At 73.0% G+C, this 20460-nt stretch carries 17 protein-coding genes; 12 read left to right on the forward strand and 5 right to left on the reverse strand.

The window, feature by feature from the left end; all coding sequences use genetic code 11:
• Positions 1-77: 77 nt before the first annotated feature.
• The 6 genes from EV385_RS17190 (at position 78) to EV385_RS17215 (ending at position 6026) form a co-directional block, all read left to right on the forward strand.
• Positions 78-1484, forward strand: a complete 1407-nt coding sequence (locus tag EV385_RS17190) for a multicopper oxidase family protein (RefSeq protein ID WP_165449517.1) — start codon at positions 78-80, stop codon at positions 1482-1484.
• A gap of 100 nt (positions 1485-1584) precedes the next feature.
• Positions 1585-2295: a class I SAM-dependent DNA methyltransferase gene (locus EV385_RS17195; protein ID WP_130510378.1), complete on the forward strand. Its 711-nt coding sequence runs from the start codon at positions 1585-1587 to the stop codon at positions 2293-2295.
• On the forward strand, positions 2292-3254 hold the full coding sequence (locus EV385_RS17200) for an aromatase/cyclase (RefSeq protein ID WP_165449518.1): 963 nt from the start codon (positions 2292-2294) through the stop codon (positions 3252-3254). Before EV385_RS17195 ends, EV385_RS17200 begins: the two co-directional genes overlap by 4 nt.
• A 55-nt stretch (positions 3255-3309) precedes the next feature.
• Positions 3310-4155 (forward strand): oxidoreductase, encoded by an 846-nt coding sequence (locus EV385_RS17205; protein ID WP_130510380.1) that lies wholly within the window; start codon positions 3310-3312, stop codon positions 4153-4155.
• A 9-nt stretch (positions 4156-4164) separates the two neighbouring features.
• Complete coding sequence (locus tag EV385_RS35955; RefSeq protein ID WP_341273956.1) at positions 4165-5496, forward strand: NADPH-dependent FMN reductase; 1332 nt, start codon at positions 4165-4167, stop codon at positions 5494-5496.
• 65 nt (positions 5497-5561) lie between these two features.
• Positions 5562-6026, forward strand: a complete 465-nt coding sequence (locus EV385_RS17215) for a DUF6069 family protein (protein WP_130510381.1) — start codon at positions 5562-5564, stop codon at positions 6024-6026.
• 118 nt (positions 6027-6144) lie between these two features.
• Here EV385_RS17215 and EV385_RS17220 read toward each other — a convergent pair whose 3' ends face one another.
• A complete protein-coding gene (locus EV385_RS17220; protein WP_130510382.1) occupies positions 6145-8028 on the reverse strand; it encodes an ABC transporter ATP-binding protein in 1884 nt (627 codons plus the stop codon).
• A 336-nt stretch (positions 8029-8364) separates the two neighbouring features.
• Here EV385_RS17220 and EV385_RS17225 point away from each other — a divergent pair, with 336 nt between their 5' ends.
• From EV385_RS17225 to EV385_RS17250, 6 genes are all read left to right on the forward strand, one after another.
• Positions 8365-9282 (forward strand): NADP-dependent oxidoreductase, encoded by a 918-nt coding sequence (locus tag EV385_RS17225; RefSeq protein WP_130510383.1) that lies wholly within the window; start codon positions 8365-8367, stop codon positions 9280-9282.
• Positions 9283-9333: 51 nt separating this feature from the next.
• The gene (locus tag EV385_RS17230; RefSeq protein ID WP_130510384.1) at positions 9334-10788 is read left to right on the forward strand and encodes a DHA2 family efflux MFS transporter permease subunit; all 1455 of its coding nucleotides are present in this window, start codon (positions 9334-9336) and stop codon (positions 10786-10788) included.
• Positions 10789-10836: 48 nt separating this feature from the next.
• Positions 10837-11760 (forward strand): NADP-dependent oxidoreductase, encoded by a 924-nt coding sequence (locus EV385_RS17235; RefSeq protein ID WP_130510385.1) that lies wholly within the window; start codon positions 10837-10839, stop codon positions 11758-11760.
• Complete coding sequence (locus EV385_RS17240; RefSeq protein ID WP_130510386.1) at positions 11757-12944, forward strand: glycosyltransferase; 1188 nt, start codon at positions 11757-11759, stop codon at positions 12942-12944. The genes EV385_RS17235 and EV385_RS17240 overlap by 4 nt, the downstream gene beginning before the upstream one ends.
• Positions 12945-13067: 123 nt before the next feature.
• Positions 13068-14108: a hypothetical protein gene (locus tag EV385_RS17245; protein WP_130510387.1), complete on the forward strand. Its 1041-nt coding sequence runs from the start codon at positions 13068-13070 to the stop codon at positions 14106-14108.
• Positions 14109-14235: 127 nt separating this feature from the next.
• Positions 14236-14706 carry an SRPBCC family protein gene (locus tag EV385_RS17250; RefSeq protein ID WP_165449519.1) on the forward strand — a complete coding sequence of 157 codons (471 nt, stop codon included), beginning with the start codon at positions 14236-14238 and terminating at the stop codon, positions 14704-14706.
• A 121-nt stretch (positions 14707-14827) separates the two neighbouring features.
• Here EV385_RS17250 and EV385_RS17255 read toward each other — a convergent pair whose 3' ends face one another.
• From EV385_RS17255 to EV385_RS17270, 4 genes are read right to left on the reverse strand one after another with little or no spacing between them, the layout of a single operon-like run.
• The gene (locus EV385_RS17255; protein WP_130510389.1) at positions 14828-16900 is read right to left on the reverse strand and encodes a S9 family peptidase; all 2073 of its coding nucleotides are present in this window, start codon (positions 16898-16900) and stop codon (positions 14828-14830) included.
• Positions 16901-16948: 48 nt separating this feature from the next.
• Positions 16949-18136, reverse strand: a complete 1188-nt coding sequence (locus EV385_RS17260; protein WP_165449520.1) for an ATP-grasp domain-containing protein — start codon at positions 18134-18136, stop codon at positions 16949-16951.
• Positions 18133-19104 (reverse strand): NAD(P)-dependent oxidoreductase, encoded by a 972-nt coding sequence (locus tag EV385_RS17265; protein ID WP_130510391.1) that lies wholly within the window; start codon positions 19102-19104, stop codon positions 18133-18135. Before EV385_RS17265 ends, EV385_RS17260 begins: the two co-directional genes overlap by 4 nt.
• A 59-nt stretch (positions 19105-19163) precedes the next feature.
• Positions 19164-20429 carry an ATP-grasp domain-containing protein gene (locus tag EV385_RS17270; protein ID WP_130510392.1) on the reverse strand — a complete coding sequence of 422 codons (1266 nt, stop codon included), beginning with the start codon at positions 20427-20429 and terminating at the stop codon, positions 19164-19166.
• Positions 20430-20460 lie beyond the last annotated feature (31 nt).

The raw sequence follows: 20460 nt of genomic DNA on the forward strand, positions 1-20460 counted from the left end.
GCTGACAGCATCGCGGACATCTCCATCCCTGGGTGTTCGTGAATGCGAGGGAACCGATAATGCTTACCCGTCGGGATATGTTGAAGCTCGCCGCCGTCGGTGGCGTGGCGGGAATCGTGCCGCTGGAGCAGATCGCCGCCGCCGCCGACCCGGTGCCCCCGGCCGAGTCCACGCCGTTCACCGCGGTCATGCCGATTCCGCCGGTGCTCGCGCCGGCCCGCGACAGCCGGTGCGACCGCTACGACATCACCATGCGTACCGCCCGCGTCGAGATCATCCCGGGCCTGCTCAGCACGGTGAACACCTACAACGGCCTGTTCCCGGGGCCGACCATCGTCGCGCAGCGGGGCCGGGCCGTGCGGATCCGGCAGACCAACGAGCTGAGCGTGCTGACCGGGGTGCACCTGCACGGCGGCAAGGTGCCGGCCGCGCACGACGGCCACCCCACCGACACCATCGCGCCCGGTGCGTCCCGGGTGTACGACTACCCGAACAACCAGTCCGCGGCGCCGCTCTGGTACCACGACCACGCGCACATGATCGAGGGCGACAACGTCTACAGCGGGCTGTCCGGCGCGTACCTGGTGACCGACCAGCAGGAGCAGTCGCTGCCGTTGCCGCACGGGCGGTACGACGTGCCCCTGCAGATCCGCGACGCGCGGGTGCTGTCCGACGGCACGCTGTACTACACGCGGGCCCAGGACCGGCCGCACGTGCTCGTCAACGGCAAGGAGCGGCCGCGCTTCGAGGTCGCCGCCCGCCGTTACCGGCTGCGCATCTTCAACACGTCGGTCGACCGGCCGTTCGACCTGCGGTTCGCCGACGGCTCGGAGTTCGTCCTGATCGGCACCGACGGCGGGCTGTTGAGCGAGCCGGTACGGGTGCAGAGCCTGTTGCTGGGCGCCGGCGAGCGGGCCGACGTCGTGGTCGACTTCGCGCGCTACGCCGTGGGCGGCTCCGTGGTGCTGGTCAACGCGGCCGCGCTCGCCACCGAGAACGCGGACGTGATGCGCTTCGACGTGGTGTGTACGGCGAGCGACAGCAGCAAGGTGCCCGGCAAGCTGGCGGCCGTCCCGCCGCTGCCCAAGGCGACGGTGGAGCGCAACTTCGTGCTGGCGCAGGACTGGACCCGGGGCGCGCTGATCAACGGCAACGTCTACGACCCCAACCGGGTGGACGTGCAGACCCGCCTGGGCACCACGGAGATCTGGACGATCACCAACGCCGACCCGGCCGGCCCGCCGCCGAACTTCCACCTCAACCACAGCTTCCACACCCACCTGGCGGACTTCCGGGTGCTGGACCGCAACGGCAAGCCGCCCGCGCCTACCGAGCTCGGCTGCAAGGACGTGGTGCGGATCCCTCCGGGCGACACCGTGCGGATCGCCATGACGTGGTCCGGGTACACCGGCCGGTTCGTGTTCCACTGCCACCAGCTGCCGCACTCCGAGTGGGGGCAGATGGCCACCATCGAGGTCGTGTGACGGTCTTCCGTCGTCCCGGCCGGGTTCCGCGTCGCGGAACCCGGCCGGGACCCGACCGTTCGTCAAGCCGGGCTCCAGCGGCGGCTTCAAGAATTGCGGCATGTATGAGAGCGACAACGCCGCAGATGTGTACGACCTGGTGTACCAGGACCGCAAGGACTACCGGGCCGAGGCCGAGCTCGTCGCCGGACTGGTCCGCTCGCGCCGGCCGGACGCCGCGACGCTGCTCGACGTGGCGTGCGGCACGGGCATCCACCTGGAGGCGTTCGCCTCCCAGTTCGACCACGTGGAGGGGCTGGACCTCTCCGACGCGATGTTCTCGGCGGCGAGGCGCCGGCTGCCCGAGGTGACGCTGCACCTCGCCGACATGCGCACGTTCGACCTCGGCCGCCGGTACGACGTGATCACCTGCATGTTCAGCTCGATCGGCTACCTGTCCACCGGCCCCGACCTCGAGCGGACGCTGCAGAGCATGGCCCGGCACCTGACGCCGGGCGGCGTCGTGGTGGTAGAGCCGTGGTACTTCCCGGACACCTTCATCGACCGGTACGTCTCCGGGCACGTGGTCACCCGTGACGGGCGCACCGTGGCCCGGGTGGCGCACTCCACCCGCGAGGGCGACACCACCCGCATGGAGATCCACTACCTGGACGCCGACAAGGACGGCATCCGGCACCACGACGAGGTCGACCGGCTGACCCTCTTCGGCCGCGATCAGTACGAGAGCGCGTTCACGCAGGCCGGCGGCCAGGTCGAGTACGTGACCGCGGAGAGCGGCGGGCCGGGCTTCTTCGTCGGCGTGTGGCCGTGACCGGCCGGCCCACGGCGGCGCCGGAGCACGCCGGCGAGTCGGTCGAGCACGTGATCGACGTGGCCGCGCCGGCCGAGGACGTCTACCGGCTGCTCGCCGACGCCGGCAACTGGGCGTGGATCTTCGGGCCGTTCGTGCACCTCGACGTGGCCGAGGGCGGGACGGCGGGCGCCGAGGAGCGCGTCACGGTGTGGTCGCACGGCGACGGCGAGGTGCACCGGTGGGTCAAGCACCGGGTCCTGCACCCGGATCGGCTGCGCATCGACTACCGGCCGGAGCAGCTTCCGCCCGCGCTGGCCGCGATGGAACGCTCCTTCGTGGTCGAGCCGGCCGGCGAGCGCGCCGCCCGGGTACGCCTGGTGCACCGGTTCCGGGCGGCCGGTTCCTCGGCGCCGGACGACATCCGGGACACGATCGACCGGATCAGCGACGCCGAGCTGGCCGGGGTGAAGGCGGCCGCCGAGCCGCTGGCCGAACGTCCGGACCTGCTGCTGGTGTTCGGCGAGACGGTGCACCTCCCCGGCCGGCCGGCGGACGTCTACGACTTCCTGTGGGACGCCGGCGCGTGGCCCGACCGGATCCCGCACGTGAGCGAAGTGCAGGTCCAGGGCACCGGCGACGCGCAGCTCGTCGAGATGCGTACCGCGGAGGCCCGGGGCGGGACCCTGACCACCAAGACGGTGCGGATCGGGTTCCCGCACCGCGCCATCGTGTTCAAGCAGCTGCTGCTGCCGCCGGTGGGCCGGGCCCACGTGGTGCGCTGGTCGCTGGCGGAGGAGTCCGGGCGCACGGTCGTGACGTCCCGCCACACCGTCCTGGTCGACGCGGAGGGCGCCCGGCGCATGCTCGGGGCGGACACCGACCCGGGCAAGGCAGCGGAGTTCGTCCGCCGGGAGCTCACCACCAAGACCCGGCTGATCTTCGATGCCGCGGGCGAGCACCTGGGGCGGGCGTCGTGAGGCCCTCGAACCGTCGTGGACGCGCCGTCAAGGCGCCGGGCGCAGGGTGGCAACCATGACAGCAGATCGTCAGCGCACATGGTTCATCACCGGGGCCTCCCGCGGCCTGGGCCGGGCGTTCGCCGAGGTGGCCCTCGACGCGGGCGAGCGGGTCGTCGCCACCGCCCGCGACACCGCCGGCCTCGCCGGCCTCGTCGACCGCTACGGCACGGACCGGGTCGTGCCGCTCCGCCTCGACGTCCGCGACCGCGCCGCGGTGCACTCCGCGGTGCGGGACGGCGTCGCCGCCGCGGGGGCGGTCGACGTCCTGGTGAACAACGCCGGGTACGGCCTGGCCGGCGCCGTCGAGGAGGTCTCCGAGGAGCAGGTCCGGGACCAGTTCGACGTCAACGTGTTCGGCGCATTGTGGTGCACCCAGGCGGTCCTGCCGTTCATGCGCGAGCACGGCTCCGGGCACATCCTGCAGATCTCGAGCGTCGCCGGCCTCACGACCTATCCGAACCTCGGCATGTACTGCGCGAGCAAGTGGGCGCTGGAGGGGCTGAGCGAGACCCTGGCGCAGGAGGTCGCGGCGTTCGGCATCCACGTGACGCTCGTCGAGCTGGGCGAGTTCCGCACCGAGTGGAGCGCCGGCAGCCTCGTGCGGGCCGCTCCGCTGGCGGCGTACGACGACGTCCTGGCGAAGCGTCGCCACGGTCTGTCGGGGGCGTACGCGCACCTCCAGCCCGGCGATCCCCGGCGCGCCGGGGAGGCCCTGCTCGAGGTGGTCCGGGCGGACTCGCCGCCGCGACGGCTGTTGCTCGGCAACGGCGCGGCCGACCTCATCCCCCAGGTGTACCGGCAGCGCCTCGACGAGTGGGCGCAGTGGGAGAAGTTGGCCCGCGCGGCCGACTTCGACTGAGGAGCGACCATGTCACGCGAACCGTCGGCCCCTCCGGCACCCGCCCGCGGGTCGTTCGGACTGCGCCCGCTCGCCGGGCTCGGCCTGGCCCTCGCCCTGGTCGTGGCGGTGGCGGTGCGGGAGCGCGCCGTCGCGGTCGCGCGCATGCCCGCCCGGGTCGGCGGAAGTGGGCACCACGACCACACCGGCGGTGCCCGCGACGCCGTCCCGGCAGTATTCGCCGACCCGGCGGGCGCGCCGTACGCGGTGTTCGTCCTGCTGGCGGCGGTGCTGCTGGTGATGCCCCTGCTGGCGCTCGTGGTGGCGGCGCACGGTGCGCTGCTGGCACGTACCGGGCGCTCCCGGGACGGGCTCGCGTCGGCGATCGGATTCTGCGTCGCGGTCGCCGCCGCGAGCGCCGGTGCGGCGACCGTGCTCGCGTCCTCGCTGCTGTCCCTGGCGATCGAGGCCCGGCAGGGGCCGGCCGACGTGCGTGCCGTCGTGGTCGGTGTGCTGCGGTACTCGCTCGTCGTCGCGATCGGGTTCGTCCTGCTGATCGGCGCGCGGCGAGGCGAGGCGGGCCGCGCAGGGCCGCGCAGGGCCGCGCAGGGCCCGGCGTGGACCGGCGGTGTCCACCCCGCCCGGTCCCGCGGCGGACCCGTCCGGCCCCGCGCCGCACCCCCGGCTCGCGACCGCGGGCACCTGGCGGCTGGTCCAGCCCCGCGACGACAGCCCGGGCCTGTGAGCACGTCCGGCATTCGACGAGAACGAGGTGTATCCATGTCAGAGCAGCCCGTCAAGGTGACGGTGATCATCGGCAGTACCCGGTCGGGACGCTTCGCGCCGACCGTGGCACGGTGGCTGGTGGAGCAGGCGAACGCGCGGGACGACATCGCGGTGGACGTCGTGGACCTGGCCGACATCCCGGTGCTGACGGCCTTCGGTTCCTACGGCGAGGGCGCCGCCGCCGAGATGGCGGAGGTGACGCCGCGGCTCGCGGCCGCCGACGCTTTCGTCGTCGTGACGCCGGAGTACAACCACAGCTATCCGGCGGCGCTCAAGGGCGCCATCGACTGGCATTACGACGAGTGGCTGGCGAAGCCGGTGGCCTTCGTCTCCTACGGCGGCCAGTCCGGCGGCCTGCGCGCCGTCGAGCACCTGCGGCACGTCTTCGCGGAGCTGCACGCGGTGACCATCCGGGAGGGCGTCAGCTTCCACGGCGCGTCGAACCAGTTCACGCCCGACGGTGCGCCGAAGGATCCGCAGGGCTGCGGCGCGGCCGCCCAGGCCATGCTGGCCCGGCTCGTCTGGTGGGCGCGCGCCCTGTCCGAGGCTCGGACCAGGCGGCCGTACCGGGTGTGAACGAGCCGACCGCATGCCGGGCAGGCACTTGACCTCAACCGAACTTGAGATTCCAGGATGGAGCAATGACTTCTTCGCTGCACTCCCAGTCCCCGGCCGGGGCCAGTGACCCGGCCTCCGGCGGCCGTCGCGGCCTGCCGTGGTGGCTCGCCATCGCCGGCGCCGCCGCGGCCGCCGTCGTCGTCAACCTCCTCATCTTCTCGATCGGCAACGCGGCGGACGCCTCCTTCGTCGTCCCGCAGCCCAACGCGAAGCCGCAGACCGTCGGCGCGGGAGGGGTGATCTTCAGCTCGAGCGTCCCCCTGGCCGTGGGGGCGGGCATCGCGGTGCTCCTGGCCCGCTGGTGGCCCGTGATGCTGCGGGTGGCCCAGGCGGTCGGTGGTGTGCTCGCCCTCCTCAGCGCCCTCGCCCCGCTCAGCAGCGACGCCGACGGCGCCACGCGGATCGCCCTGGCGTCGATGCACGTCGTGGTGGGCGTCGCCTTCGTGGCGGCCCTGGAGGCGTACCGGCGACGCCGGATCGCCCGATGATGCGTGGCTGCGCAATCGCCAGCCGATGACGACGACGGCCCGGACCGCAGGTCCGGGCCGTCCCAGCGCGGGCGCCGCAGGCCCGGGCCGCCGGAACGGCGGCCCGGGCCTGCGCCCGTCAGGCGGCTCGGGCGTCCGGCACCGGCGCCTGGTGGAACTGTGTGCGGTGCAGCTCCGCGTAGCGCCCACCGGCGGCCAGCAGGTCGGCGTGCCGGCCCCGCTCGACCACCCGGCCGCCCTCGACGACCAGGATCTGGTCCGCGGCCCGGATCGTGGAGAGCCGATGGGCGATCACGACGCTCGTCCGGCCCTGCAACACCTCGCCCAGGGCCGATTGCACGGCCGCCTCCGAGGTCGAGTCGAGGTGCGCCGTCGCCTCGTCGAGGATGACCACGCGGGGCCGGGCGAGCAGCAGTCGCGCGATGGTCAGGCGCTGACGCTCACCGCCGGACAACCGGTAACCCCGGTCGCCCACCACCGTGTCCAGGCCCTGCGGCAGGGACCGGATCAGGTCGTCGAGCCGGGCGCGGCGCAGCACCTGCCACAGCTCCTCCTCGGTGGCCTGCGGCCGGGCGAACAGCAGGTTCGCGCGGATGGTGTCGTGGAACAGGTGGCCGTCCTGGGTCACCACCCCGAGCGCGCCGCGCAGAGAGCCGGCCGACAAGTCACGCACGTCCACGCCGCCCAGCCGCACCGCGCCGTGGTCGACGTCGTAGAGCCGCGGAATGAGCTGCGCGACCGTCGACTTGCCCGCGCCGGACGAGCCGACCAGCGCCACCATCTGGCCCGGCTCGGCACGGAACGACACCTCGCGGAGAACCTCCTCGCCGCCGCGGGTGTCGAGCTTCGCGACGTCCTCCAGGGAGGCCAGCGAGACCTTGTCGGCCGCCGGATACCCGAAGCGCACGGCGTCGAACTCGACCGCCACCGGGCCGTCGGGCAGCGGGCGGGCGTCGGGCCGGTCCTCGATCAGCGGGCGCAGGTCGAGCACCTCGAACACGCGCTCGAAGCTGACCAGGGCGCTCATCACCTCCACCCGCGCGCTGGCCAGCGCCGTCAGGGGCGCGTACAGGCGCGACAGCAGCAGCGCCAGCGCCACCACGGCACCCGCGTCGAGCCGGCCCTGCAGCGCGTAGAAGCCGCCCAGGCCGTAGACCAGCGCCAGCGCCAGCGAGCCCACGGCGGTCAACGCGGTGATGAACACCCACTGCAGCATCGCCGTACGGATGCCCACGTCGCGCACCCGCCGGGCGCGTGCGGCGAACTCCGCGGACTCCTCCTCCGGGCGCCCGTACAGCTTGACCAGGGTGGCGCCGGCGGCGGAGAAGCGCTCGGTCATCCGGGTGCTCATCGCGGCGTTGTGCTCGGCGGCCTCGCGTTCGAGCCGGGCCAGGCGGGAACCCAGCCGGCGCGCCGGCACCATGAAGATCGGAAGCAGCAGGAGCGCGAGCACGGTGATCTGCCACGACAGGCTGAGCATCACGGCGAGCGTGAGCGCCAGGGTGACCGTGTTGCCGACGACGCCGGACAGCGTGTCGCTGAAGGCGCGCTGTGCGCCGATCACGTCGTTGTTCAGCCGGCTGACCAGGGCGCCCGTGCGGGTCCGGGTGAAGAACGCCACCGGCATCCGCTGCACGTGGTCGAAGACGGCGGTGCGCAGGCGGACGATCAGCCCCTCGCCGATGCCGGCGGACAGATACCGCGTGACTATTCCCAGGCCCGCCTCGGCCAGGGCCATGCCAGCGATGAGCACGGCGAGCCGGAGCACCACGGCGGCGTCGCTGCCGGTCACGATCGCGTCGACGACCCGGCCGGCCAGCACGGGTGCGGCCACCGTGAGGACCGCGGTCACCACGCTCAACAGCAGGAACATGACGATCGGCCGACGGTGCGGACGCGCGAACGCGGCGATGCGGCGGAGCGTGGCCCGCGACAGCGGGCGCCCCTCCTCGGCGTGCATGGCGTGGTGCAGCGACATCCACGCGGTGAACTCCATACCCATGACGAACCTCCCGGAGGACGGTAGAACCTGCACCAAGGTCGAAGTCAAGCGGCCGATCCTCCATTGAGGACGTCGTCCTTGACTTCAAGTCAGGTTGAGCTTTTAGGGTCGTGGCGCCGGACGGCCGCCGGTTCACGCGGCCGGTCGTCCGGCGCGGGAAGCCGCTCGGGGGACGACGCTTCAGACGCCCTCGAGCCGCACCGGCGCACCTCTCGAGGGCGGCACGGGAGCCTGCTCGGGTGAGTGCGACGTGGTGTGTCGCCGCGGTCGCCGGACTCGCGTCCGGCGACCGCGCGGACTGCCCGCCCGTACCCAACGATCCGATAAGGAGTCCTCATGAAGGCTGCGGCCCTCACCTCGTTCGGCGGTCCCGAGGTTCTCGAGCTGATGGACGTGGCGGAGCCCCGCGCGGGCGAAGGCCAGGTCCGGATCCGCGTGCGCGCCGCAGGCGTGCAGCACTTCGACACCGGGATCCGGCAGGGATGGGCGCCGCCCTCCGTCGACCTCAGCTTCCCGGTGATCCCCGGCAACGAGTTCGCCGGGATCGTCGACGAGGTCGGTGACGGCGTGGCCGGTGTCGAGGTCGGCGCGGAGGTGCTCGGCTACAGCACGCTGGGCAGCTACGCGGAACACCTGGTGGTCCCGCCGGACCAGTTCGTACCGAAGCCGAAGAGCATGCCGTGGGAGATCGCCGGCGGCTTCACCGGCGCCGGGCAGGGCGCGCACATGGCGCTGCAGGCCATGCAGGTGCGACCGGGCGACACCGTCCTGATCTCCGGCGCGGCCGGAGCGTTCGGCACGTTCTCGGTGCAGCTGGCGCTGGCCTGGGGCGCGAAGCGGGTGATCGGCACGGCCAGCGAGGCCAACCACGACTACCTGCGGGGCCTCGGTGCGGTTCCGGTGACCTACGGCGAGGGCCTGGTGGAGCGCGTGCGCGCGGTGGCCCCGGACGGCGTCGACGCCGCCCTGGACGCCGCCGGCCCCGAGGCGCTGTACGCCTCGGCGGAGCTGGTCGAGGACCGCAACCGGATCCGCACGATGGTCTCCGACGAGGCCGCCGAGGAGCTGGGCATCCCGGCGCTGGGTCCGGCCCGCTCGCGCGACCGCCTCGTCGAGCTGACCGGCCTCTACGAGCAGGGCAAGCTCGACGGGCTGCACCTGCGGGCCACCTATCCGCTGGAGCGGGCCGGGGACGCCCACCGCCTGATCGAGACGGGTCACGGGCGCGGCAAGATCGTCCTGACCCTGGCCTGAGCCGCCTGTCATGCACACGAGGTCCGGAGTAGCTCGACAGGGGGTGGCCGGATGACGGTCGCGGTCGAACAAGCCGGCGGACGAGAGCCGCGGGTGGACGCCAAGCTGGTCAAGCTGGGCGTCGTGGTGATGCTGGGCATCATCGTCTCCGTCATCGACGGCACGGTGATGGTGGTCGCCCTGGACACCGTGCGGCGCGAGTTCGCCGCGAGCACCGGGACGGTGCAGTGGGTGACCGGCGCCTACCTGCTGGCCACCTGCGTCGCGATCCCGGCGTCGGGGTACGCGGTGAACCGGTTCAGCGCACGGACGGTGTGGCTGGCCGCCCTGGCCGCCTTCCTGGTGGCCTCGGTGCTCTGCGGGATCGCCTGGTCCGTGTCCAGCCTCATCGGCTTCCGCATCGTGCAGGGGCTCTCCGGCGGCTTCATCGGCATGGTGGCCACGATCGTGTTGACCCGCGCGGCCGGCCCGGAGCGCGCCGGCCGCGCGTTCAGCATGGTGGCGGTGCCGTCCTCGCTGGCGCCCGTGCTGGGTCCCGTCGCCGCCGGCGCGGTGCTCGACGCGGCGAGCTGGCGGTGGCTGTTCTACGGGCAGGTGCCGCTGCTGGTCGTCGCGCTCGTGGCCGCCGCGCGCCTGCTGCCGCACGACGCCAAGGATCCGTCGGCACGGCTGGACTGGACCGGCCTGCTGCTGCTGGCCCCCGGGCTGTCGGCGCTGGTGTTCGGGTTGTCGACCGTGGCGGACGCCGGCACCAGCGGCGCCGACGCGCTCACCGCCCCGGAGGTGATCGGTCCCATCGTGGCGGGTCTGCTGCTCATCGCCGGGTTCGTCGTCCATGCGCTCCGGCGCCGGGCGACGTCGATCATCGACGTGCGGCTGTTCGGCAACCGCAACTTCAACGTCGCCGGTGGTCTGCTGTTCATCGCGGGATTCCTGCTCTACGGCCTGCTGTTCCTCATCCCCCTCTACTACCAGCAGGTCGTGGGCCTGAGCGCCACGGCGGCGGGGGCCCTGCTCGCGCCGCAAGGGCTGGGGATGGGCATCGCGGCCACGGTGGTCGGCTCGTGGAGCGACCGCCTCGGCGCCCGGCCGGTCGTGCTGGGCGGCCTGCTGCTCACCGCGGCGGGCACCCTCCCGTTCGTCTTCGCCGATGCGCAACCCCACGATCTGCTGCTCGCGGTGGCCCTCGTGGTACGCGGAGTCGGACTGGCCGCGGTCTCCATCCCGCTGTCCGCCACCCTCTACCAGGCGGGCCTCCCGCAGGAGTCGATACCGCACATCGCCACCGCGAGCGCCGTCTCCATGCGTCTGGGCGGAGCCTTCGGCGGCGCCGCGGCGGCGGTGGTGCTGCAGGTGGCGGCGACCTCCGTCGCGGGCGTCGGTGCGTCGTCCGGGGCATCGCTGCCACCGGAGGCCTTCACCGTGGCGTTCGGCGCGATGACGGGCCTGCTCGTGGCGCCCTTCCTGCTCGCCCTGTTCCTGCCCGGCAGACGCCGGGCTCCCTGACCGCGCCGGGCACCCGACGGCCCGTACCCAGATCTCAAGGAGGACCTCATGAAGGCAGCAGCGTTGTCCAGCTTCGGCGGGCCGGACGTCCTGCGGTTGCAGGACATCGACGACCCCACGGCCGGGCCGGGAGAGGTACGCGTCCGGGTGAAGGCCGCGGGCGTGCAGCCGTTCGACACCGCCATCCGCCGGGGCTGGACGCCACCGTTCCTCGCCACGCGCCCGCCGGTCGTGCCGGGCAACGAGTTCGCCGGGGTCGTCGACCAGGTCGGCGACCGGGTCACCGGGGTCGAGGTGGGCGCCGAGGTGCTCGGCTTCAGCACCCTGGGCGGCTACGCCGAGTACGTGGTGGTGCCGGAGGACCAGATCGTGGCGAAGCCGAAGGACATGCCGTGGGAGATCGCCGGTGGCTTCTCCGGCAACGCCCAGGGCGCGCATCTCGCCCTGCAGGCCATGGGCGTCGGCAAGGGCGACACCGTGCTGATCCACGCCGCGGCCGGTGCGCTGGGCACGCTCGCGGTGCAGCTCGCCCGGGCCTGGGGCGCGGACCGGGTGATCGGCACGGCGAGCGAGGCGAACCACGAGTACCTGCGCAAGCTCGGGGCCGTTCCGGTCACCTACGGCGAGGGCCTGGTGGAGCGCGTACGCGCGGTGGCCCCGGAGGGCGTCGACGCCGCCCTGGACGCCGCCGGTCCCGAGGCGCTGCGGGCCTCGGTGGAGCTGGTCAAGGACCGCAGCCGCATCCGCACCATGCTCTCGCTGGAGGAGGCCAAGGAGCTCGGCATCCCCCTGCTGGGACCGGGCCGGTCCGCCAGTCGCCTCGCGTCCCTCGTCGACCTGTACGCCCGCGGTCAGCTCACGGTCCACCTGCGCGCCACCTACGCCCTCGCCGACGCGGCCGAGGCCCACCGCGACATCGAGCGCGGCCACGGCCGGGGGAAGATCGTCATCATCGTGGACGCCACGGCATGAGATGCCTGTTCGTCGCCGAAGGCGGCGCCGGTGCCATCCTGCCGCTCGTACCCCTGGCCCAGTCGGTGCGGGCCGCCGGCCACGAGGTGATCGCCGCGGCCCACGCGGAGTTCACCCCCATCCTGCTCACCGCCGGCCTGCCCGCGGTCGCCGCGCCGCAGAAGTCGCCGCGGGACTACCGCCTGGTGCGCGACGGCAAGCTCGTCCCGCTCACCGGCGACCTGGAGGAACGGGCAGAGGTGCTCGGCACGATCGGTGCGCGCATCGCCGTCGACGGCTTCCGGGAGCTGCAGGAGCTGGTCCGCCAGTGGCGGCCGGACCTCGTCGTCGGGGGGCCGCTGGCGTACGCCGCGCCGCTGCTCTCCGCAGAGATCGGCGTGCCGTACGTAGCCATCGAGTTCGGCATGGCCGAGCCGTGGAACTGGCACCGCGCCACGCTGGCGGAGCTGGCCCGGCTCGGCTTCCCCGAGCCGGCCCCGCCGGCCGCCTGCCTGGTGTTGTGCCCGGAGAGCATCCGCCCGTCCGACGACCCCGCGGAACCCATGCGATACCTGCCCGCCACGCCGCTGCGGTACGTCCCGTACGCCTCGCCGCGGCCCGTCGAGCCATGGATGTACGCCCACAACCGGCCCCGGGTGTGGATCTCGGCGGGCAGCCGGGTCAGCAGCGACTACGCGCTCGACTACCTGACCGGACTCATCACCGCGGCGGCGGACCTCGACGTGGAGCTGCTGATCGCCACCCCGGACGACGTCGCGGCGCAGCTGGGCCCCGTGGCGGCCGGCGCACGGGTGGGGTGGCTCCCCATCGACGTACTGGCGCCCACCTGTGATCTCGCGGTGCACCCGGGCGGCGGCAGCACGATGCTCAGCTGCGTGGCCGCGGCGGTGCCCCAGGTGATCATCCCGTACATGCCGGAGGCGGCGATCTATGTGGAGCCGCTGCGCCGGTACGGCGCCGCCCACGTGCTCGATCCGGCCGACGACGAGCCCGCGACCCTGCTGGCGGCGTGCCGCACGGCCCTGGCGGAACCCTCGTATCGCCAGGCCGCCGAGCGGCTGCGGGCGGAACTGGTCGCAGCACCGGGCCCGCTGGAGGCCGTGGCCACCCTGGAGAGGGTCGCGGCCGGAATGACCGCCCCGGAGCAGGCCGCGCGGAAAGCCGAGCGCGTTCCGGCCGGCTGAACTCCGGCCCGGGAGCCGCTCCGCCGCAGCGCGCGGGCAGGACAGGGCAAGCGCAATCGCAGCCACGACCGCGGGCGGCGCCACGGTGCGCGCCGTCGCGGTGTTGACGAGGTGAGGGAGAACATGCAATTCCAACGGACTGGGCTGGCGATGGCCGCCGCGGTCGGGGTTCTGGCCGCGTCGGTCGGGTACGCACCGCCGGCGTCGGCCGCGGGGACGCCGTACGCGGAGCTGGCGACCCTGCCCGGGGGCACGGCGAACCGGGCCTACTTCATCAATGCCCGCGGCATCGCCGTGGGCGACTCAACCACCTCCGGCGGGTCGAACCACGCGGTGACGTGGGACAGCCGGGGCCGGATCGTCGACCTCGGCACGCTGCCGGGCGACACGGACAGCACGGCATTCTCGATCAACAGCCGGGGCACGGTCCTGGTCGGGCGTTCCATCACCCCCGCGAAGGTGCAGCGCGCGGTGCGCTGGGACGGCCACCGCCCGCCGGTGGAGCTGCCCGGTCTGCCGGGGGCGCCGACGACCCGCGCGTACTCGGTCAACGACAGCCGGATCGCGGTCGGCTTCTCCGCCACGCCGGACGGCAACTGGCACGCGCTGCGGTGGGACGCGGAGGGCCGGGTCGCCGAGCTGCCCGGGCTGCCGGGTGACACGTCCACCGGCGCCACCTGGATCAACAACCTCGGCACGATCGTCGGCGGCTCGGACTCCCCCGACGGCCGCAGCCAGGCGGTGCGCTGGGAGGTCGACGGCACCGTGACGCCGCTGGCCGCCCTGCCGGGGCACCGCAACAGCTCGGCCACGTCGATCAACAACCGCGGCGTCGTGGTCGGCACCTCGAGCGAGAACGCCGAGGCGCCCACCCGCGCCGTGCGGTGGGCCGCGGACGGGTCGGTGGTCGAGCTGGCGGCGTTGCCCGGCCACCTCGGCAGCGCGGCCTACGCCATCAACGACGCCGGGTACGCGGTCGGCTACTCGCTGACCCCCGACGGCCTTCGCCACGCCGTGCGATGGGCCCCGAACGGTGCGATCACCGAGCTGCCACTCGCCGCTGCGGGCGTGAGCGACGCGTTCGCCATCGCCCTGGACGGCACGGCCGCCGGCACGGTGACGCCCACCGGAGGCACGTCCCGCGCGGTGTTGTGGCGGTGCTGAACCGCTGACGATCCACCGAACCCGCGCCCGGCCGCACCGACGGCCGGGCGCGGTCGTGGCTTGCGGACCCGGGGCGCCGGCCACCCGGGTACACCGTGACGGCCTCTTCTGGGGCACGATGGCGGGCATGCCCGTCACTGTCACCACCCGCATCGGCGCCGCGCCCGAGGCCGTGTGGGACCTCATCGCCGACGTCACCCGCATGGGCCAGTGGAGCCCCGAGACCACCCGCTGCCGCTGGCTCACCGAACCGCCCGGCCCGCGCGAGGGAGCCCGCTTCGCCGGCACCAACGCCTACCGCGGACGGCGATGGCGCACCGAGTGCACGGTCGTGGCCGCCGACCGGGGCCGCGAGTTCAGCTTCGACGTGATCGGCGGCGGCTTCCTCACCGTGGCCTGCTGGGCGTACACGTTCCGCCCGGTCGACGACGGCTGCGAGGTGACCGAAACGTACACCGACCGCCGCGGCCTGATGCTCAAGCTCTTCGGCATCGCGGCGCTGGGTATCACCGACCGGGACGCGCACAACCGCCGCACGATGACCGAGACGCTGGAGCGGCTCCGCGTCGCCGCGGAGGCACAAGCCGGAGCCGCCTGACCGCTCCGGGCGCGGGCGCACCGCGCGGATCTTCATCGAAGCCCCCGGGTCGGAGCGCCGGCCGCTCGCCTTCGCAGTGCTGCTCGGCGGCTGTGCTCCGCCGCCGCCCTCGTCCACTTCGTCACCCCAGCAGGTCGGGACGTTGCCAGTCCTCCCCGTGCAGGTGGTGGGCGAGGAACGCGAAGATCGTCGAGTGCCAGACCTGGAGGTGCTGCGGCTTGAGGATCCAGTGGTTCTCGTCCGGGAAGTAGAGGAACTTGTGCGGGCTCGACCCGTCCTCGGCCTTGGACCGTGACAGCAGGTCCCACCACAGGCGCAGCGCCTCGCCGATCGGCACCCGGTAGTCCTTGTCGCCGTGGATGACGAGCATCGGGGTGGTGATGGCATCGGCGAACTGGTGCGGGGAGTGGCGGTCTCTCATCTCCTGGGTCATTTCACGTACGAAGTAGTGCGAGGCGTCGGTGGTCGGCAGGAAGTGGTCGAGCGCCCACAGTCCCGCGTGGTTGACGATCGCCGTGAACCGGTCGGTGTGCCCGGCGATCCAGTTGGCCATGTACCCGCCGAAGGAGGCGCCCAAGGCGGCGGTGCGGTCGGCGTTGATGTCGGGGCGTTCCTGTGCGGCGTCCGTGATCGTCATCAGGTCCGTGTACGGGGCGTCGCCCCAGGCTCCCCACCCCCGGCGGATGAAGTCGATACCGTACCCGGTGGACAGCGCGGGGTCGGGCAGGAGGACCGCGTACCCCCGGGCCACGGCGAGCCAGGCGTTCCACCCCCAGAGCCAGCTGTTGTACGAGGCCAGCGGTCCGCCGTGGATCCACAGCAGCAGCGGGGCGGGTGCGTCGGCGCTGGCGTGGTGCGGCAGCGCGAGCCAGGCGCGCAGCGGCGTGCCGTCCGCGGCGGTCGTGGTGACCTCCTCCAGCCGTCCCGGCACTTGGACGTCCTGGCCGAGCGCCTCGGCGGGGCCGCGTAGCCGCTGCGTCGTGGACGTGCCGTCGAGGGCTATCCGCACGGGGCGCGGCGGGCTGTCGATGGCCGAGCGCAGCGCGTAGGTCCAGCGCCCGTCGGGTGAGACCTGGGGGTCGGTGTACGCGCCGTCGTCCTGGGTCAGCCGGGTGACGTCGCCGGTGGCGGCGTCCACCCGCCACAGCGGCGCGCGTCCGTTGTCGTCGGCGGTGACGACCAGCGCGGTGCCGTCCGGTGTCCAGCGGGCGGTGTTCGGCCAGCGGTCCCAGGCGTCGGTCAGGGCCCGCACCGGGCCACCGGCGACTGGGACGATGCCGAGCCAGGCGTCGCCGGGGTCGTGCGGTGCGGATCGCCGGCGGACGATGACCGCGACCTGTGTCCCGTCGGGGGATAGCCGGGTGACCTCGTAGTTGTGGTCGGCGTCGTCGGCCAGCGTGCGGCGCTCGCCGGTCGCCACGTCGACCGCCACCAGCGCGTACCGCCGCGAAGCGCCGGCCTCGGGCACCGCCCACGCCGTGACCACGGTGCGACCGTCCGGGGTGATGTCCCAGCTGCAGTCGTCGTTCAACGCCGGGCCGACGTGGCCGGTGAGATCACGCGGCTCCAGCCGGGCGTCGGCGAGCGTGACGTCCTCGGTGAGCTCGGCGGCGAACAGGCGCGTCTGGTCGGGCCCGAGGTCGTGGTCCCAGTGCCGGACCGCGTACTGCTCGTGCAGGATCGCCGCGACCCCGGCCTCCTTGCGCTTGGCGCGGGCCTTCTTGTCGGCGGCCGCGTCGGTGGACGACGGCAGCATCGCCGAACCGAGCACGACCGTCCCGGTCTCGCTGACGACGACGCCGCGCACGCCGCCCGGTGGGGAGGCCACCACCCGGGCGTCGCCGCCGCCCGCCGGCTGCAACCACAGCGCGGTCCCCGGCTCCTGGTCGGTCCCGCCGTCCGGCTCCGGCCGGGCCGAGGTGAACAGCAGGTCACCCGAGGGCGTGAAGGCCGCCGCAGACTCCCCGTGACCGCTGCGGGTCAGCCTGCGCGCCGGCCGCTCCCCGCCCGGATCCACCTCCCACAACGCCGTCGTGTAACGGGTCTTCGTCCGGTCGGGCGTCGCCACGCCCACCACGAGCCGGCGGCCGTCCGGCGCCAGCCACAGCCCGCCGACCCGCGGCAGGCCGACGTATGCATCGAGATCGGAGAAGGCGTCGGCCGGTGGGGTTCCCTGGCCGGAGTCATTGATCATCGTGCCTTTGTAGCACCTGGTGTCGCGCCGACCGCGCCTTGCCCAACGTCAGGCGAACCAGACGGCCTCAGTACCGAGCGTCACGTCGGCGGAGAGGAGGGTGTCGTCGGCATTCCACAGGAGAACCGAAGCACCGATGGCCCCCTCGTCCCCGGTGTTGCCGTTCCTGCCGACCGCTCGCACGTGCACGTCGTGTGCACCGGCGAACGGCGGCGCACCGGCGTACCGGCGTCCGGGCATCACGGCCGGCCAGAGCCACGCGGCCTGGACTCCCGTCGGCTCCGGCGTGGGCGTCGCGAGCCCGGCCTGCAGGCGCAGATTCGCCTCCTCCAGCTCCACACCGGCATGTTTGAGAGCCATGCTCGGTAGCAGCGCGCCGGGTGCTCGCGCAGCCACCTCCAGGACCAGCAGCTCACCGCTCGCCGTCCGCGCGAACTCGGTGTGGACGACGAACGCCCCGGCTCCGCCGAGGGCCGCCACGACACGCCGGTTCAGCTCGTGCGCCGCGTCCGCCAGGGGATCCGTGGCCGGGATGGTCCGGCCGCCCAGCGTACGGCCCACGCTGACGCCGAGCAGCGGTCCGAGGTACGTCCCGGCCATCACGGGGTACACCACGCCGTCGCGTACGAGGGCATTGACGTGGTGCAGGGTGCCGTCGACGAACGCGTCGAGCTGCCAGCCGGCCTGCCCGGCATGCCGGGTCAGCCAGTCGGAGAGTTCGTCGGCGGTACGCAACACGCTGACCCCCCGCGAGTTGGCCTCCTGCCGCGGCTTGGCCACCGCCGGAACACCGACCTCGTCCAGCAGCCGGCGGACGGTGTCCCGGTCGTCCGTGACCACCGGCTCAAAGGCGGTGAACCGCGGTACCGCCACACCCGCGGCGTGCAATACCCGCTTCATGCGCACCTTGTCGAGGTACCCGTCCAACTGCACGGGATGACGCGCCGGGAGGCCGAGCTCGTCTCGCAGACCGGCGCAGGCCGTCAGGCAGTACTCGTCGTTGGTGATGACCTGCGGGACGCCGCCGGCCCACGTTCGCACCTGTTCGCTCCACCGGTCCCGGGGCAGGCGCAGCGTTTCCGGGGATGTCCCGGGCGTGCCTTCCCGGATCACCGGGCCATCGACCGCGTCGGTGAGCACGACCACGTCGAACTCTTCGGCAGGGAAGGATGCCGCGAGGTCGGTGGTGATGGGCTGGCGGCTGTGCAGTACCACCACACGCTGTCGAACGGTCATCCCAAGCTCCCTACCTTTGTGTTCGTGACCACCATGTGACGGGCGCGGTCGGCGGCACCGGCACCGACGACGCCCGGCACCGGCCCGCCGCCGGCCAGGGCCCTCCAGACAGCGACGAAGTCCGCTACGAATGCGACGTCGCTCAGCCTGCTCCGCCATGCGACGTGCGGGGAAAGCCGGACGGACGGGATCGTCCGGAGCGGATGGGTGGGTGGCAGCGGCTCCGGATCGGTCACATCGAGCGTCGCCGCCAGGTCGCCCCGGGCACAGAGCTCGGCCAACCCGTCCTGATCGATCAGCTCCGCCCGGGAGACGTTGACCAGGTGCAGGCCCGGCCGCGCACGGCTCAGCGCCGCGGCGTCAAACATCCGATGGGTACGCGGCGTGAGCGGCAGTGCGATCACCAGGTGTTCGCAGTCGAGCAGGCGGTCCAGATCCGTCGTGAACTCGATGCCCGGCTCGGCCCTGCCGACCGCGGTCCGGCTACGTCGCAGCACACGAATCTCCGCGCCGAAGCCCGCGAGGGTCCTGCCGATCCGGCGGCCCACCTCACCCCAGCCGGCCACCCCCACCGTGCATCCCCACATCCCGCGCGGACGGCCGGCCGACACGGACGCTGGCACCGGGGGGCGATTCGGATCCGCTGGCGGCCGCGTCTCCGGGGCCGTCCACGGCGGGGTATCCCCCCACTCGTGACTCAGCACGGCGTGGACCGCGTACTCCGCGACCGGCGCCGCGTAGCACTGCCAGCTCCGGGTGAGGAGACGGTCGGTCGGCCACGCGGCGTCGTCGATGAAGTCCACGCCGGCCGAGGTGAGGTGCACCCATGACCAGTCCGCCGCCGACAGGGCCGCCCGGCGCTCGCCGGAACTCCACTCGTGTGGCGCCAGGATCAGCGCGGCGCCGTCCAGCGAACCGGCGTGCCACGGCACCAGCTCGACCGACGTTCCGAGGGAAGCGGTCAGCATGTCCGCCGTGACGGTGGACTGTGCCGTCGTCAGTCCACTGGCCAGAACAACCGACACGGCTATGCCGCCGGCTCGCACTCGTAGAAGCCGGCACCGTCCAGATACCGCAGCGTCCGTGAATCCCGCAGCACGACCTCCTCGACCTCGTGCTGCAGATTGACCGCCATCGGGATCGTCATGTCGTCCACGGTACGGCGCAGTGGTCCGCCGGGTTGAACCGCCTCGAGGATCTGCACGAAGCTTTCCATGGATCGGATGGCGGCGATGGATTCCGGCCGGTACCGGCGGAGCCTGCCCTCGACGGGCGAGAGCATCGGCACCGTCGCGAAGAACCGCCGCAGCTGGTACGGCTGGTCGGCCAGGGCGCGGAACTCGTCGGGGCGCAGGTAGGCGTCGACCGCCCAGTCGAGCTGTGACCGGCCGATCGCCGACGAGGCGTAGTGCGGCAGATCGGCACCGGCCATGCGGGCACCGACCTCGACGAGGCGTGGACCGGAGGGGGTGAGGCGGATTTCCAGGTGTGCCATGCCGTACCGGATGTCGAGCGCGTCTAGCACCCGGCGGGCGTAAGCCACCAGCGTCTCCTGCACCGGACCCGTACTGGGCATCAGGTAGATGCCGTCCACCAGGTCACTGGCGCCGTTGACGTTGATCCGGGTGGTTCGCCAGATGTCCGCGACCACATGAACACCGTCCCGGCTCACGGTGTCCACCATGTACTCGGTGCCCACCAGGGCCTCCTGCGCGACGACTCCCGAGTTGGGTTCCGAGAACACGCTTTCGGCGTCACGCAGCTTGAGGTAGGCCGAGGCCGACTCCTCCGGAGTGTCGCAGAATGTGACCCCCACACTCGCCGCACTCCGGGTCGGCTTGAGCACCACCGTGCCGCCGAGCTTCTCGTGCCAGGCCCGGACGGCGTCGACGTCCTCGACCAGCATCTGCCGGGCGGCGGGCACCCCGGCCTGATGGAGAGCTTCGATCATGAGGAACTTGTCCCGCCGCGCGGCGCTCATCCGCGTTCCGTTCGTCGGCGTGCCGATGCGCTCGCTCAGCGCATCGGCGAGCTCCACTCCGGACTCGCCCGCGGCCAGTACCGCGACGGGCCGGTGCCGCATCAGGCGATCGGCGGTGGCCTCGATGTCGCCGCCGTGCACCACATTGTCGACGAAGTCCTCGGCCGGCCACGACCCGCCGCGGTAGACCCGCGGCACCTGCGCGGTGCTCTGCACCCGTACGCACTCGTAGCCCTGCTCGCGGAACTTCGGAGCCAGGCGACGCGACGGCGCGTACACATCGACCAGGACGACCCGTCCGGGCGCTTCCATGCGGAACCTCCAGGTTGTGTTCGTGCTGTGG

Origin of the sequence: Krasilnikovia cinnamomea (assembly GCF_004217545.1) — a bacterium.
In the GTDB taxonomy this organism is placed as follows: Bacteria; Actinomycetota; Actinomycetes; order Mycobacteriales; family Micromonosporaceae; genus Actinoplanes; species Actinoplanes cinnamomeus.

Excerpts from the sequence above, each read along its gene's own strand:
- EV385_RS17190 (WP_165449517.1), top strand. The coding sequence starts at position 78 with ATGTTGAAGCTCGCCGCCGTCGGTGGCGTGGCGGGAATCGTGCCGCTG.
- EV385_RS17195 (WP_130510378.1), top strand. The coding sequence starts at position 1,585 with ATGTATGAGAGCGACAACGCCGCAGATGTGTACGACCTGGTGTACCAG.
- EV385_RS17205 (WP_130510380.1), top strand. The coding sequence starts at position 3,310 with ATGACAGCAGATCGTCAGCGCACATGGTTCATCACCGGGGCCTCCCGC.
- EV385_RS35955 (WP_341273956.1), top strand. The coding sequence starts at position 4,165 with ATGTCACGCGAACCGTCGGCCCCTCCGGCACCCGCCCGCGGGTCGTTC.
- EV385_RS17215 (WP_130510381.1), top strand. The coding sequence starts at position 5,562 with ATGACTTCTTCGCTGCACTCCCAGTCCCCGGCCGGGGCCAGTGACCCG.
- EV385_RS17220 (WP_130510382.1), bottom strand. The coding sequence starts at position 8,028 with ATGGGTATGGAGTTCACCGCGTGGATGTCGCTGCACCACGCCATGCAC.
- EV385_RS17225 (WP_130510383.1), top strand. The coding sequence starts at position 8,365 with ATGAAGGCTGCGGCCCTCACCTCGTTCGGCGGTCCCGAGGTTCTCGAG.
- EV385_RS17230 (WP_130510384.1), top strand. The coding sequence starts at position 9,334 with ATGACGGTCGCGGTCGAACAAGCCGGCGGACGAGAGCCGCGGGTGGAC.
- EV385_RS17235 (WP_130510385.1), top strand. The coding sequence starts at position 10,837 with ATGAAGGCAGCAGCGTTGTCCAGCTTCGGCGGGCCGGACGTCCTGCGG.
- EV385_RS17240 (WP_130510386.1), top strand. The coding sequence starts at position 11,757 with ATGAGATGCCTGTTCGTCGCCGAAGGCGGCGCCGGTGCCATCCTGCCG.
- EV385_RS17245 (WP_130510387.1), top strand. The coding sequence starts at position 13,068 with ATGCAATTCCAACGGACTGGGCTGGCGATGGCCGCCGCGGTCGGGGTT.
- EV385_RS17250 (WP_165449519.1), top strand. The coding sequence starts at position 14,236 with ATGCCCGTCACTGTCACCACCCGCATCGGCGCCGCGCCCGAGGCCGTG.
- EV385_RS17255 (WP_130510389.1), bottom strand. The coding sequence starts at position 16,900 with ATGATCAATGACTCCGGCCAGGGAACCCCACCGGCCGACGCCTTCTCC.
- EV385_RS17260 (WP_165449520.1), bottom strand. The coding sequence starts at position 18,136 with ATGACCGTTCGACAGCGTGTGGTGGTACTGCACAGCCGCCAGCCCATC.
- EV385_RS17265 (WP_130510391.1), bottom strand. The coding sequence starts at position 19,104 with ATGCTGACCGCTTCCCTCGGAACGTCGGTCGAGCTGGTGCCGTGGCAC.
- EV385_RS17270 (WP_130510392.1), bottom strand. The coding sequence starts at position 20,429 with ATGGAAGCGCCCGGACGGGTCGTCCTGGTCGATGTGTACGCGCCGTCG.